The 13,558-nt window shown below is 57.2% G+C and carries 11 protein-coding genes; 6 read left to right on the forward strand and 5 right to left on the reverse strand.

What is annotated here, in order from left to right; all coding sequences use genetic code 11:
• Window positions 1-100: 100 nt before the first annotated feature.
• The 3 genes from ACG1VR_RS16350 (at window position 101) to ACG1VR_RS16360 (ending at window position 2,302) form a co-directional block, all read left to right on the forward strand.
• A complete protein-coding gene (locus ACG1VR_RS16350) occupies window positions 101-1,222 on the forward strand; it encodes a JmjC domain-containing protein (RefSeq protein WP_395489336.1) in 1,122 nt (373 codons plus the stop codon).
• Between the two features lie 146 nt (window positions 1,223-1,368).
• A complete protein-coding gene (locus ACG1VR_RS16355; RefSeq protein ID WP_395489337.1) occupies window positions 1,369-2,124 on the forward strand; it encodes a MerR family transcriptional regulator in 756 nt (251 codons plus the stop codon).
• A gap of 70 nt (window positions 2,125-2,194) precedes the next feature.
• Window positions 2,195-2,302 carry a membrane protein gene (locus ACG1VR_RS16360; protein ID WP_039898019.1) on the forward strand — a complete coding sequence of 36 codons (108 nt, stop codon included), beginning with the start codon at window positions 2,195-2,197 and terminating at the stop codon, window positions 2,300-2,302.
• Here ACG1VR_RS16360 and ACG1VR_RS16365 read toward each other — a convergent pair.
• The 4 genes from ACG1VR_RS16365 to ACG1VR_RS16380 are packed head-to-tail and all read right to left on the reverse strand — an operon-like array spanning window position 2,283 to window position 6,021.
• Entirely contained in the window at window positions 2,283-3,014 is a 732-nt protein-coding gene (locus ACG1VR_RS16365) for an ABC transporter permease (RefSeq protein ID WP_395489338.1), read from the reverse strand. The two genes, ACG1VR_RS16360 and ACG1VR_RS16365, sit on opposite strands and share 20 nt — an antisense overlap.
• Window positions 2,998-3,942: an ABC transporter ATP-binding protein gene (locus ACG1VR_RS16370; protein ID WP_395489339.1), complete on the reverse strand. Its 945-nt coding sequence runs from the start codon at window positions 3,940-3,942 to the stop codon at window positions 2,998-3,000. Before ACG1VR_RS16370 ends, ACG1VR_RS16365 begins: the two co-directional genes overlap by 17 nt.
• Window positions 3,939-5,093 (reverse strand): ABC transporter permease, encoded by a 1,155-nt coding sequence (locus tag ACG1VR_RS16375; RefSeq protein WP_395489340.1) that lies wholly within the window; start codon window positions 5,091-5,093, stop codon window positions 3,939-3,941. Before ACG1VR_RS16375 ends, ACG1VR_RS16370 begins: the two co-directional genes overlap by 4 nt.
• 16 nt (window positions 5,094-5,109) lie before the next feature.
• Window positions 5,110-6,021 carry an ABC transporter substrate-binding protein gene (locus tag ACG1VR_RS16380; protein ID WP_254065352.1) on the reverse strand — a complete coding sequence of 304 codons (912 nt, stop codon included), beginning with the start codon at window positions 6,019-6,021 and terminating at the stop codon, window positions 5,110-5,112.
• A gap of 281 nt (window positions 6,022-6,302) precedes the next feature.
• Here ACG1VR_RS16380 and ACG1VR_RS16385 point away from each other — a divergent pair, with 281 nt between their 5' ends.
• Together ACG1VR_RS16385 and ACG1VR_RS16390 are read left to right on the forward strand one after the other, a co-directional pair.
• The gene (locus ACG1VR_RS16385; RefSeq protein ID WP_395489341.1) at window positions 6,303-7,721 is read left to right on the forward strand and encodes a glutamine synthetase family protein; all 1,419 of its coding nucleotides are present in this window, start codon (window positions 6,303-6,305) and stop codon (window positions 7,719-7,721) included.
• A 29-nt stretch (window positions 7,722-7,750) separates the two neighbouring features.
• Window positions 7,751-9,163 (forward strand): trehalose-6-phosphate synthase, encoded by a 1,413-nt coding sequence (locus ACG1VR_RS16390; RefSeq protein WP_395489342.1) that lies wholly within the window; start codon window positions 7,751-7,753, stop codon window positions 9,161-9,163.
• 55 nt (window positions 9,164-9,218) lie between these two features.
• Here ACG1VR_RS16390 and bglX read toward each other — a convergent pair whose 3' ends face one another.
• Window positions 9,219-11,516: a beta-glucosidase BglX gene (gene bglX, locus ACG1VR_RS16395; RefSeq protein WP_395489343.1), complete on the reverse strand. Its 2,298-nt coding sequence runs from the start codon at window positions 11,514-11,516 to the stop codon at window positions 9,219-9,221.
• 178 nt (window positions 11,517-11,694) lie between these two features.
• Here bglX and dld point away from each other — a divergent pair, with 178 nt between their 5' ends.
• Window positions 11,695-13,434 (forward strand): D-lactate dehydrogenase, encoded by a 1,740-nt coding sequence (gene dld / locus ACG1VR_RS16400; RefSeq protein ID WP_395489344.1) that lies wholly within the window; start codon window positions 11,695-11,697, stop codon window positions 13,432-13,434.
• The last annotated feature ends 124 nt before the right edge of the window (window positions 13,435-13,558 follow it).

The following is a 13,558-nucleotide window of genomic DNA, read 5'->3' on the forward strand; positions in this document are numbered from 1 at the left end:
GCAATAAGCCGGAAGATTAGCGGCTGCTTGACCCATGACAAGGCGACGACTGAGGCAGGCTACTTATAATCGGCCTCCTTTCGTACAGGGGTAAATAACCGTGGATTATCAACTCAATTTCAACTGGCCAGAGTTTATGGAAACTTACTGGCAGAAAAAGCCGGTGGTGCTGAAAAACGCGCTACCGAACTTTGTCGACCCTATCACGCCGGACGAACTGGCGGGCCTGGCGATGGAAAACGAAGTCGACAGCAGGTTGGTCAGCTTTAAAGAGGGAAAATGGCACGCCAGCAACGGTCCGTTTGAGCACTTTGATAATCTTGGCGATAGCGGCTGGTCGCTGCTGGCCCAGGCGGTGAACCACTGGCACGCGCCTGCTGCCGAACTGGTGCGCCCTTTCCGCGTGTTGCCGGACTGGCGTTTAGACGACCTGATGATCTCCTTCTCGGTGCCCGGCGGCGGCGTAGGCCCGCATATCGACAACTATGATGTGTTTATTATTCAGGGCATGGGCAGCCGCCGCTGGCGCGTGGGCGACCGTCTGCCGCTTAAGCAGTTCTGCCCGCATCCGGCGCTGCTGCACGTTGAGCCGTTTACGCCGATCATCGATGAAGATTTGGAGCCGGGCGACATTCTCTATATTCCGCCGGGCTTCCCGCACGACGGCTTCACCCATGAAACCGCACTCAACTACTCCGTTGGCTTCCGCGGGCCTAACAGCCGGGACTTGATAAGCAGCTTTGCCGACTACGTGCTGGAAAACGATCTTGGCGGCGATCACTACAGCGACCCGGATCTCACCTGCCGCGCTAATCCTGGCAAAGTGGAAAACTACGAGCTGGAACGCCTGCGCAGCATGATGACCAATCTGATAAGCCAGCCGGAAGCGTTCAACCAGTGGTTTGGCAGCTTTGTTACGACCCCGCGCCACGAACTGGATATCGCCTCCGCCGAACCGCCGTACCAGCCAGAAGAAGTGGCCGAAGCCCTGAAGTCCGGCGAAGAGCTGGTGCGCCTGAGCGGGCTGCGTGTGCTACAGGTAGGCGATGAGTTCTTTGTAAACAGCGAACCGATGGAAGTGAGCCACCGTGACGCTGCCATAGCGCTGTGCCGCTATACCCGGTTGACGAAGAGCGAGCTGGGCGATGCGGTACAGGATGAAGCATTCATCCGTCAGTTGACTGACTTAATCAACCAGGGTTACTGGTACTTCGAAGATTAATCCCTTCCTGAAGCGAAACCCGGCGAGCGCTCGTCGGGTTTCGCTTATCCGCCACTAAAGTCTGAGAGCTGGCGATAAAATCACCCGAATTCAGTAGAAGTTACTACAGTTAAATGGGGTCTTCCCGTACGGCTTGGGGTGATGACATGGCGCTTTATTCCATTGGAGAAGTGGCTGCGCTTTGCAATATCAATCCGGTAACCCTGCGCGCCTGGCAGCGACGCTACGGATTGCTGAAACCGCAGCGCAGCGACGGCGGTCATCGCCTGTTTGATAACGCCGACATCGAACGTATTCGCGAGATTCAGGCCTGGATTGAGCAAGGCGTACAGGTTGGCAAGGTGAAGGCGCTGCTTAGCGGTGAGCATCGCGATAAAGAACACGCCTGGGGAGAACGCCAGGAAACGCTGCTGCGCCACCTGCAAAGCGGTAACCCAAACCTGCTGCGCGCCTGGATTGCCGACATAGGACGCATCTATCCCGCCCAAACCCTGGTTCACCATCTTTATCTTCCGCTTCGACGCCGTCTCCACGGGCAGCAGGTTGCGCTCTGCGCCATGCTGAGCCTGCTGGACGGAGCGTTGATTAACTATATCGCCATGTGCATCGCCTCCGCCCGCAAGCAAAGCGGCAGGGATGCGTTAGTGGTGGGCTGGAACGTGCAGGACACCACCCGGCTGTGGCTGGCGGCGTGGATTGCCAGCCAGCAGGGCTGGCGGGTAGACGTCCTGGCAAACTCCCTGAACCAGCTTAAACCTGAGATGTTTGAACGCCAGACTCTGCTGGTGTGGTGCGGCGACTGCCCCGGCGAGCGCCAGATAAGCCAGCTTGAGTTGTGGCAAAGCGCAGGACTGCCGGTTTTTGCCCTTGGCGCAGGTGAACACCGGCAGCCTGCCGGATAATCCGCATTTGCAGCTTCATTAACAACCCTGCTTCCCTTTATAATCGCTTCGTTAACAAACGGAGCGAATAATGAAACTGTCTAAAATAGCCCTGGTGGGCGGAATGGTTGTCATGGCGGTAGGCGGCATCGGCGGCGTGATGCTGGTCGGCTACATCGTCATTTTGCATGGCGCGTAACGTAGCCCAACAGGCGCTCAAACAGGCGGTCGGTCACAATTGCCGCCAGCGCCACCAGCACCGCACCCTGAATAACGTAGGCGGTGTTGAAGCCGCTGAGACCAATAATAATCGGTGACCCGAGAGTATTAGCCCCGACGGTGGAGGCGATAGTCGCGGTGCCGATATTAATAATCACCGAGGTTCTGATCCCCGCCAGAATCACCGGCGCGGCCAGCGGTAGCTCAACCTTACGCAGCATCTGCCAGCGGCTCATGCCGACTCCCAGAGCAATCTCACGCGCCGACTCCGGCACCGAGCCAATCCCGGCCAGCGTCCCCTGAAGAATGGGCAGCAGCCCGTAAAGCACCAGAGCGATTATCGCCGGCTCCTGGCCGAACCCCATCACCGGGACCGCAATAGCCAGCACCGCAACCGGCGGGAATGTTTGACCGGCGGCGGTAATGGTTTCTACCAGGGAACGAAACTCTTCCCCCGCAGGACGCGTCACCAGCACGCCAAGCCCGACGCCAATCACGATAGCCACCACGCTTGAAATGCCCACCAGCGTAAGGTGGGCCAGCGCCAGCGAGGTAAAACTATCCTGCTGGTAAAGCGGCCGGGTCAGTTGCGGAAACAGCCAGCTAAACAGCCCGCTGGTGTGGGGCAGCAGCTCAAGCAGGCCAACAAACAGGATGATGAGCCAAAGCAGCGGGTCACGTAGCAGGCGCATTTTCCCCCCTCACCAGATCGCTGAAGTGCAGCACGCCGCAGGGCTGGTTATCCGCATCCACCACCGGGAGCCGCTGGCACTGGCGGTCAATAAACAGAGACAGCGCTTCGCGCAGCGTCATGTCGGCGCGAATAGGCTCCCCATCCAGCCGCTCGTCGGAGCGAATGCTGTCCGCTACATAGCGCAGCGACAGCAGCCTTACGCCCAGCTCGCTGCGGCCAAAGAAGTCGCGCACAAAGTCGTTGGCCGGGCGGGTTAACAGTTCCAGCGGCGTGCCCTGCTGAATCACCTTCCCCCCGTCCATCAGCACAATGTTATCCGCCAGGATAAGCGCCTCGTCGATGTCGTGCGTGACCAGCACAATGGTGCGCCCGAGCAGTTGGTGAATGCGGATCATTTCTTGCTGCAAGGTGGCTCGGGTTACCGGGTCAAGCGCGCCAAAAGGTTCGTCCATCAGCAGCACTTCCGGGTCAGCCGCCAGCGCTCGCGCAACGCCCACACGCTGCTGCTGGCCGCCGGAAAGCTGGTGCGGGTAGCGGTCGCGGAACAGGTCGGCATCGAGGCCAAGCAGCTCAAGAAGTTCATCAATACGTTCGGCAACGCGTGCCTTCGGCCACTTCAGCAGCTCCGGCACGGTGGCAATATTCTGCGCCACCGTCCAGTGCGGGAACAGGCCAATCGACTGAATGGCGTAGCCCATGCGGCGGCGCAACGCTTTCGGGTCGAAGCTGCGAATTTCAGCTCCGGCAAAGCGAATCAGACCTTCGTCATGCTCGACGAGGCGGTTAATCATCTTCAGCGTGGTGGATTTTCCCGAGCCGGAGGTGCCTATCAGCACGGTAAACTGCCCTTCGCGAATATTGAGCGTCAGGTCGCTGACCGCCGCTTCGCCGTGGAAGTATTTGCTGACGCGATCGAACTCGATCATTGTTTTGCCTCCAGCAATGAAATAAACAGCTTAAACAGCGCGTCGATAATCACCGCCAGGGCAATTACCGGCATGACGCCGAGCAGAACCAGATCCAGCGCGCTGCTGAGCAGCCCCTGGAAAATTATCGAACCAAAACCACCCGCGCCAATCAGCGCGGCGATAACCGCCATACCGATAGTTTGCACGCAAACCACGCGCAGGCTGCGCAGCAGCACGGGGAGCGCCAGCGGCACTTCGGCACGCCAGAAAATCTGCACACGGGACATTCCCATGCCGAGCGCGCTTTCCACAATATTGCGGGGCACATGTTCCAGTCCGGCCACCACGCCGCGCACCAGCGGCAGCAGCGCATAGAGCACCAGGGCAATCAGAGCGGGCGCAACGCCAATTCCGCTAACGCCGATTTTGCCAAGCCACGGCAGCCAGGCTGCCAGCCCGGCCAGCGGCGCAATCAGCAGGCCAAACAGCGCCACGGACGGCACGGTTTGAATCACGTTAAGCACGGAGAATACGCCGGACTGCCACGCCGGACGACGGTAGCAGAGAATACCGAGCGGAACGCCAATCACCAGCGCGGGAACTAATGTGCCGAGCAGCAGCGCAAGGTGGCGGCTCAGGGCATCATCGAACACATCCTGACGGTTGACGTACTCCTTCATCAGCGAAAGAGAGTCAAAATAGCCGCTTGCCAGCAGCGCTATCGGGACAATCCAGATTTGCAGGTTGAGCAGCAGACGCCACAGCGGCTTCGGCGTCAGGCGATTAGCCGCGTCGGCGCACAATAGCAGGCTAAGGGCTAACATCAGCCACAGGCCGCTGCCGGGCGAGGTGCGGGCAAGCGAGCTGCCCTCCTGAGCAAACTGGCTCGCGCTGTGCCCCATCAGTACCAGCAGGCCGATAAACAGCAATTCACCGGTAATAATGGTCGCCAGCAGGAAGCCTGGATGCCGGGGGGCCAGCGTTAAAGCGGCGAGAACCACAAGCGGAAGCACCAACCAATAGTGCAGCGTACCGGTGAGCTGGGTTATCCCCAGCGGTTCACCGGATACCAGGCGGTTTGGCGCATGATTGATGATCGGGAGCAACATCAAGGCTGCCGCCAGCAGTAACACCAGCAGCAGCAAAACCCTGTTATGAATTTTTAGCAAACGTCATTCCAGCAGGCTATTTAACGAAGCCTTTTTGTTTTAAGTAATCGGCAGCCACTTTTTTGGCATCCTCTCCTTCCACCGCAATTTTAGCATTCAGCTGTTGCAGGGTTTTCTGGTCAAGAGAGGTGAATACCGGTTTCAGCCAGTCTGCGATTTGCGGATACTCTTTCAGCACCGCTTCACGCACAACGGCGGTCGGCGCGGAAACGGCCTGCACGCCTTTCGGGTCGGTCAGCGTTTCCAGGCCCAGCGCGGCTACCGGGCCGTCCGTGCCGTAGGCCATGGCTGCGTTAACGCCGGATGTCTGCTGCGCCGCCGCTTTAATCGTTACCGCCGTGTCGCCGCCAGCCAGAGAAAGCAGCTGGCTTTGATCCAGCTTGAAGCCGTAGGCTTTTTCAAAAGCAGGCAGGGCGTCGGAGCGCTCGATAAACTCGGCGGAAGCCGCCAGCTTAAAGGTGCCGCCCTTCTTCAGATATTCGCTAAGATCGGCGAGCGAAACCAGATGATTTTTCTCTGCCAGGTCCTTGCGTACCGCAATGGTATAAGTATTGTTGGCCGGAGACGGGGTCAGCCAGACCAGGTGGTTCTTGTCGTAGTCGAGCTGCTTAACTTTTTCGTAGCCTTTTTGCGCATCTTTCCAGGCCGGGTCGTTCTCGTCTTTAAAGAAGAACGCGCCGTTGCCGGTATATTCAGGGTAGATATCCAGCTCTCCGGAGGTGATAGCCCCGCGGACTACCGGCGTCGTGCCGAGCTGGACTTTGTTGATGGTTTTAACGTCGTGGCTTTCCAGCACCTGCAAAATGATATTGCCTAGCAGCGAGCCTTCGGTATCGATTTTTGAGCCTACTTTCACCGGCTCCGCTGCCTGCGCACCCGCCGCCAACATCACTAAACCCGCCATGCCCCAACGTGTTGATAAGTTCATAGTTATTCCTCGTTGTTCTTTACTTAAAAATCATGCAGTAAACAAAGAATAGCCGAGTTTTAACAAGCGGGGGAAAGCACTAAGCGGTATATGATATGCGCGGACGTTTGGATGATTAGGGGCCAACGCCGCGCGCCCCAACGGGCCCGACTTCGCGGCTATTCCCCTGGTTTTAGTGCCATTTATATTTTTTTTATCCGCCGCCCGGCAATTTTTACCTTCTTTTTATACCCCAGTGAATATGCTCTGTTCATCGCCGCGAGGCTCAGACAAAGAACATCATGAACTCACTTATTAATCATTCACTTGTCAAAAATATCTTCACGCTTTTCGCTTTTCCTCAGACTTCATCTAACGACGAAGTCGGGAGCCGGTCTGCGGCATCAAAACCTGCCGCAGAGCGCGCAAAAGAGTTTGCCGGAGAAGTGCAGCGCTATCTGCTGGCTCACCCCGACACTAAGCATGTTGATATCTATCTGAATGACGTAAACGGCACGTTTCGCGGCAAGCGTATTGCGGTGGACAGCCTGCTGGCGCTCTCTTCCGGCTGTTATTTCCCGCAGTCTGTTTACGCTATGGATCACGAGGGAAAGCCGTTCAGCCACGCCGACGGCAGCCATGAAAACGATGAGCCCGACGGTCTTTGTCTCCCGGTGGCGGGCACGCTGAGGCCCTGCGTTCACGATCCGCGCCATAATGCGCAGCTGCTGCTAACCATGAAGCAAAACGACGGCACCGGGTATGCGCTGGAGCCGAGAGTGGTGCTGGAAAACGTGCTGCATAAGTTTCATTATCACGGACTTTACCCGGTGGCCGCTCCTGAAATTGAGTTCTATCTGGTGAGTAAAGCCCCGCAGGAGACCCCGACGCAGGGCTGCTTCTATATGCCCGTCCCTTCCGATTACACCGCCTTTATTGAAGAACTGGAGCAAGCCGCTGCCGCCCAGGGTCTGCCGCTGAGCGCCATCGTTTGTGAAGCCGAAGCCGGGCAGTTTGAGCTGAACCTGAAGCATTCACGCAAGGTGGTGGAAATCTGCGAGAACGTGCTGGCCCTGCGCCGGTTGACCAGCATCGTGGCGGATAAGTTTGGCTACCAGGCTAACTTTATGGCGAAGCCGTTTTCCCATCTCGCCGGTAACGGCCTGCATTTTCATATCAGCCTCAATGACCGCAACGGCGATAATGTGTTCGCCTCCCCGGCCGAAGCCCTGAACGAGATGGCGCAGCTTTGCCTGGCCGGGATGCTGCAATTGATGCCCGCCACCGTTGCGGTCATCGCGCCCCACGTTAACTCTTTCAGAAGACTACGCAAAAACCTTAACGAGCCGCTGTTTAGCTCCTGGGGCTATAACAAACGCAGCGCCGCGCTGCGTATCCCCTGCTCTGACGACGGTAACCGCCGTATTGAGTACCGCCTTGCCGGGGCCGATGTAAACCCCTATCTGGCGATGGCCGCCATTCTCACCGGCATGCTTTACGGGCTGGAGAACATCGACAGCGATACGCTAAAAAATACCGCCCTGTTCGCCCCCGAGCTGCCGCTGTTCCAGAACACGGCTATCGAAGAATTCCGCCAGAGCACCTATATGAGCGCCAATCTCGGCGAAGCCTTTGCGCAGCAGTGGGTGACCCACAAGCTAACGGAGCTGGCGCGGTTTGAAACCATCGTCACGCCGGAAGAAGCGGCTTTTAGCCGTTAAAACGCCTGAACATCGACCCGAGGTGATTTATGTCTCGTCTTATTATGCTGTCTAATCGCTGCGAGCCTGAGCACGGCCAAAGCGGCAGCCTCCTCCCTGCGGCGCTGGGTTCAATCTTTAGAAAACGCCCCGGGATCTGGTTTGGCTGGAACGGTGAAATCAGCCCCGGTAAAAAATACAGGAAAGATCGATGCAGTCACCATTCCGGCTACCGGCAGCACAGCTGGGGGCTGACGCCGGGAGAATATGACAATTTCTATCAGGGCTATATACATAACGTTCTGTGGCCGGTGTTTCACAACCGCCCGGACCTTATTCACTATAAGAAAGAGTATTTCACCTGTTGGAAAAATTATAATCACGATGTAAAAGAAAGAGTTGCCGCCGAGATTGGCGAGGGCGATGTGGTCTGGGTGCAGGATTATCATTTATTGCTGAGCGGGAAGATGCTCAGAGAAGACGGCCACGCCAACCGCTGCGGCTTCTTTCTGCACCAGCCTTTCCCGCCGGGAGAGATCCTGCGCTCGGTTCCCGAGCACGACGCGATTATGCAGGCGTTTTTTAGCTACGACCAGCTCGGATTCCAGTCCAGCGGAGACGTAAATAATTTCCTTGCCTACGCGCTGAGGTTTTACCGCGTTGAGCGGCTGGCGGATAACCTGATTCAGCTGAATGGGCACGCGATCAAGCTCGGTATTTTTCCCTGCGGCATTGATAAAGAAACGCCTCCGCTTACGCAAAACGGCGCGGAGGCGATGAACAACTATCATCGCCAGATTATTATCAGCAATGACACTATCAGCGATATTAGCGGCGTGCATTACCATTTGGACGCAATGGAGATTTTTCTTCATAGCCACCCTGAATTTTTGCGCGACGTCAGCCTGCTGCAACTCTCCGACACGTCCAGAGGTTACCCCTATTCAGCGCACGATCTTTGCGCCCGGCTTGAGCGCCAGTGCGGGGAAATTAACGGCAAATTTGGCGATGCGTCCTGGTACCCGGTCAACTATATCCGCAATAACCTGTGCCACCCTGACCTGATTTATGCCCTTTACCGCAAGGCGCACGTGGCGATGTTCACTCCTCTTTGCGAGGCGATGAACTTGCGGGCTAAAGCGTTTATTCTCGCCCAGGACCCGGAAGATCCCGGCGTGTTGATGCTCTCCGCCTTTACCGGCACGGCGGAACAGCTGGGCGAGGCGGTGCTGGTCAACCCTTATGACGCTGCCGAGGTCAGCCGCGCGCTTTATTCGGCGCTGACCATGCCTTTGCACGAGCGCAAACGCAGGCATCATCAGTTGCTGGCAAAAGTGGAAAGATACGACGCCCAGTGGTGGGCCAGAGCGTTTCTGGATGAACTCTGCGCCGAACCGGCTCCCGCCGCCGCGCCCTTCCGCACCTCTCATCACGGTATTTTTACGCCGCAGAGAATTTATTAGCGGCAAAAAAAAGCCACCTTCATTCAGGAAGGTGGCTTTCATCACTCAGCGCGGCTTATTTCAGCTCAAATTCGCCCTGTTTCACGCGGGCGGAGTCCAGCCCGATAAACACGTTGAATTTGCCAGGTTCCGCCTCGTACTTCATCTTCGCGTTCCAGAACTTCAGCGCGTTAACGTCGATTGGGAAACTGATGGTCTGGCTTTCGCCCGCTTTCAGCGTCACTTTCTTAAAGCCCTTCAGCTCTTTCACCGGGCGGCTCATCGAAGCAGTCACGTCCTGGAGGTACATTTGCACCACGGTCGCGCCTTCACGATCGCCGCTATTGGTGACCGTAACGGAGGCTTCAACTTTGCCGTCACGCTTCATTACCGGCGAGGACAGCTTAACGTCTGAGACGTTGAACGTGGTGTAGCTCAGGCCATAGCCAAACGGATACAGCGGCCCGTTTGCTTCATCGAAGTAGCGGGAAGTGTATTTATTTGGCTTTTCCGGATTATACGGGCGACCGGTGTTCAGGTGGCTGTAGTAAGTCGGAATTTGCCCAACCGAGCGCGGGAAGGACATCGGCAGCTTGCCGGACGGGTTGTAGTCGCCAAACAGGACGTCGGCGATGGCGTTCCCGCCCTCGGTGCCGCCGTACCAGGCTTCAAGCAGCGCGTCTGCCTGCTGGTCTTCTTTCACCAGCGCCAGAGGACGGCCGTTCATCAGGACCAGCACCAACGGCTTGCCGGTCGCCTTCAGGGCGGCAATCAGGTCGCGCTGGCTTTGCGGCAGCGTCAGGTCAGTGCGGCTTGATGCTTCGTGCGCCATGCCCTGGGCTTCGCCGACCACCGCCACCACGACATCGGCACTTTTCGCGGTATTAACCGCTTCGTCGATCATCTCTTTTGGCGTACGCGGGTCAACGGTAACCGCCGGCTCGTACTGGTTCAGGAAGGCCACAATGTCTTTTTCATCGGTGACGTTCGCGCCTTTGGCAAACACCACTTTGCCCTGCTGGCCCACTGCATTTCTGATGCCTTCCAGCGGAGTAACGGACTGGGCGGCAACGCCCGCGGCAGACCAGCTGCCCATTGCATCACGCTTGCTGTCGGCCAATGGCCCTATCACCGCTACGGTTGCGCTCTTTTTCAGCGGCAGCGTTTGCAGGCGGTTTTTCAGCAGCACCATGCTTTCACGCGCCACTTCGCGAGCTTCTTTGCGGTGCAGGCGGCTTTCGGCGTTGGTGTCCTGCGGGTCAGAATCTTTCGGGCCAAGATGGCTGTACGGATCGTTAAACAGCCCCATATCGTATTTCACGTTCAGTACGTGGCGGGTAGCGTCGTCCAGCTCTTTCATCGGCACCGCGCCGCTTTTCACCAGCTCAGGCAGGTATTTGCTGTAATACTCGTCGCTCATACTCATGTTGATGCCGGAGTTCAGGGCAATGCGCACCGCGTCTTTCGGGTCGCTGGCAACGCCGTGCTTGATAAGCTCTTTAATTGCCCCGTGGTCAGAAATGGTAATGCCTTTAAACTTCCATTCGTCGCGCAGCAGATCTTTCAGCAGCCAGCTGTCTGCCGAGGCTGGCGTACCGTTCAGTGAGTTCAGGGCAACCATCACGCCGCCGCTGCCCGCGTCCAGGGCGGCTTTGTACGGCGGCATATAGTCGTTGAACAGCCGCTGCGGGCTCATATCAACGGTGTTGTACTCTTTACCGCCCTCAACCGCGCCGTAAGCGGCGAAGTGTTTCACGCTGGTCATTACCGAGTAGCGATCCGCCGGGCTTTTGCCCTGCATCGCTTCAACCATGGTGCGACCCATAGTGGCGGTCAGGTATGTGTCTTCCCCAAAGCCTTCTGAAACGCGGCCCCAGCGCGGGTCACGCGAGACGTCAACCATCGGCGCCCAGGTCATGTTCAGGCCATCATCGGCGGCTTCATAGGCCGAGATACGGCCCACGGTTTTCACCGCGTCGAGGTTAAAGGAGGAGGCGAGGCCGAGGCTTATCGGGAACACGGTACGCTGGCCGTGAACCACATCGTAGGCGAAGAACAGAGGGATTTTCAGGTGGCTGAGCTGCATCACCTGGTCCTGCATAGCGCGGATGTCCTGGCGGGTGACGGTGTTAAAGATTGCCCCAACCTGCCCGTCTTTGATCATCTCGCGGATAGCTTCTTTTGGGTTATCCGGGCCGACGCTGATTAAGCGCAGCTGACCGATTTTTTCATCGGTGGTCATTTTTTTGAGCAGGCCGGTGACGAAGGCATCACGCGCTTCCGGCGTTAAAGGGTGCGGGCCAAACATCTCGTCGGCCAGCGCAGGCTGAAGCGCCATGCTTACCGCGACACCTACAGAACAGAGCCATTTCATCGGATTTACTCTCTACACAAGCTTTTGTTAAGGGGTGCAGTTTGCCACATCACCCGAAGGGTAAGAAGAGCGTAGCAGAGGCTATGTTCTGATTTCGTAGATATTTCCTCGTTACGCTCACGTTTTTCGGCGCTATGCTTAACGGCAGGCTTTTTGCTGCCACCAAAGGAGTGGATACATGTCTGTTCTGATGACTTCCGATAATAAAACGTTAATAAACGAACTCGCTCGCCACGTTGGCTCTCACCACGTCTTGACCGACCCCGCTAAAACCGCACGCTACCGCAAGGGCTTCCGCTCCGGGCAGGGCGAGGCGCTGGCGGTGGTCTTCCCCGGCTCGCTGCTGGAACTGTGGCGCGTACTCAGCGCCTGCGTGGCGGCCGACAAAATAATCTTGATGCAGGCCGCCAATACCGGCCTGACCGAAGGCTCCACGCCGAGCGGTAACGACTACGACCGCGATATCGTCATTATCAGCACCCTGCGCCTTGATAAATTACATCTGCTGGACAAAGGTGAGCAGGTGCTGGCTTTCCCCGGCACCACTCTCTATTCGCTGGAAAAAGCGCTTAAGCCGCTGGGGCGTGAGCCGCATTCGGTGATTGGTTCTTCCTGCATTGGCGCGTCGGTGATTGGCGGGATTTGTAATAACTCGGGCGGCTCGCTGGTGCAGCGCGGCCCGGCCTATACCGAGATGTCGCTGTTTGCCCGCATCGACGAAAACGGCAAGCTTCAGCTGGTGAACCATCTGGGCATTAATCTTGGCGCCACGCCGGAGCAGATCCTCAGCACGCTGGACGACGAGCGCGTGAAGGATAGCGACGTACAGCACGACGGCCGCCACGCTCATGACCATGATTATATTACCCGCGTGCGCGACGTTGAAGCCGATACTCCGGCCCGCTATAACGCCGACCCTGACCGCCTGTTTGAGTCCTCCGGCTGCGCCGGAAAGCTGGCCGTTTTTGCGGTACGCCTCGACACCTTCCCGGCGGAAAAACGCCAGCAGGTGTTCTACATCGGCACCAGTCAGCCCGCCGTGTTGAGCGAAATTCGCCGCCATATTCTGGCTAACTTCGAAAACCTGCCGGTTGCCGGAGAGTATATGCACCGCGATATTTACGATATTGCGGAGAAGTACGGCAAGGATACCTTCCTGATGATCGATAAGCTCGGCACCGACAAAATGCCGTTCTTCTTCACCATGAAGGGCCGTGCCGATGCCCTGCTGGACAAGGTTCCACTGTTTAAACCGCATTTCACCGACCGCTTTATGCAAAAGCTTGGCGGCGCGTTCCCGGCGCACCTGCCGGAGCGCATGAAAACCTGGCGCGATAAATATCCTCACCATCTGCTGCTAAAAATGGCGGGCGACGGAATCGATGAGGCCAAAGCCTGGCTGACCGAGTATTTCAAAACCGCCGAGGGCGATTTCTTCGTCTGCACGCCGGAAGAAGGCAGCAAAGCTTTCCTTCATCGTTTTGCCGCCGCAGGCGCGGCCATTCGCTACCACGCGGTTCATGCCGATGAGGTGGAAGACATTCTGGCGCTGGATATTGCGCTGCGCCGCAACGACAGCGACTGGTTCGAAGAGCTGCCGCCGGAAATTGGCGATAAGCTGATCCACCGCCTCTACTACGGCCATTTTATGTGCCATGTTTTCCACCAGGATTACATTGTTAAGAAAGGCGTTGATGTTCATGAGTTGAAAGAGCAGATGCTGGCCCTGCTGCAAGAGCGCGGGGCGCAATACCCGGCGGAGCACAACGTGGGCCATCTCTATAAAGCGCCGGAAACGCTGAAGCAGTTCTATAAAGCCAACGATCCGACCAACAGCATGAACCCCGGTATCGGCAAAACGACGAAACGTAAAGGCTGGGCTGAGGATAATTGCGGCTGCGGCAAGGAACATGGCTGACCGGGCAGGAGATAAGTTTCTCCTATGACCACCAGCCTATGTTTCGCTCTTTTTTCGGCATAGATTAAAAAGACTGGGTGAAGATTTTTCTTCACCCTTTTTTCCTGCCAGGGGGCGAAACAGA

This window comes from Cedecea davisae, assembly GCF_044095835.1.
In the GTDB taxonomy this organism is placed as follows: Bacteria; Pseudomonadota; Gammaproteobacteria; order Enterobacterales; family Enterobacteriaceae; genus Cedecea; species Cedecea davisae.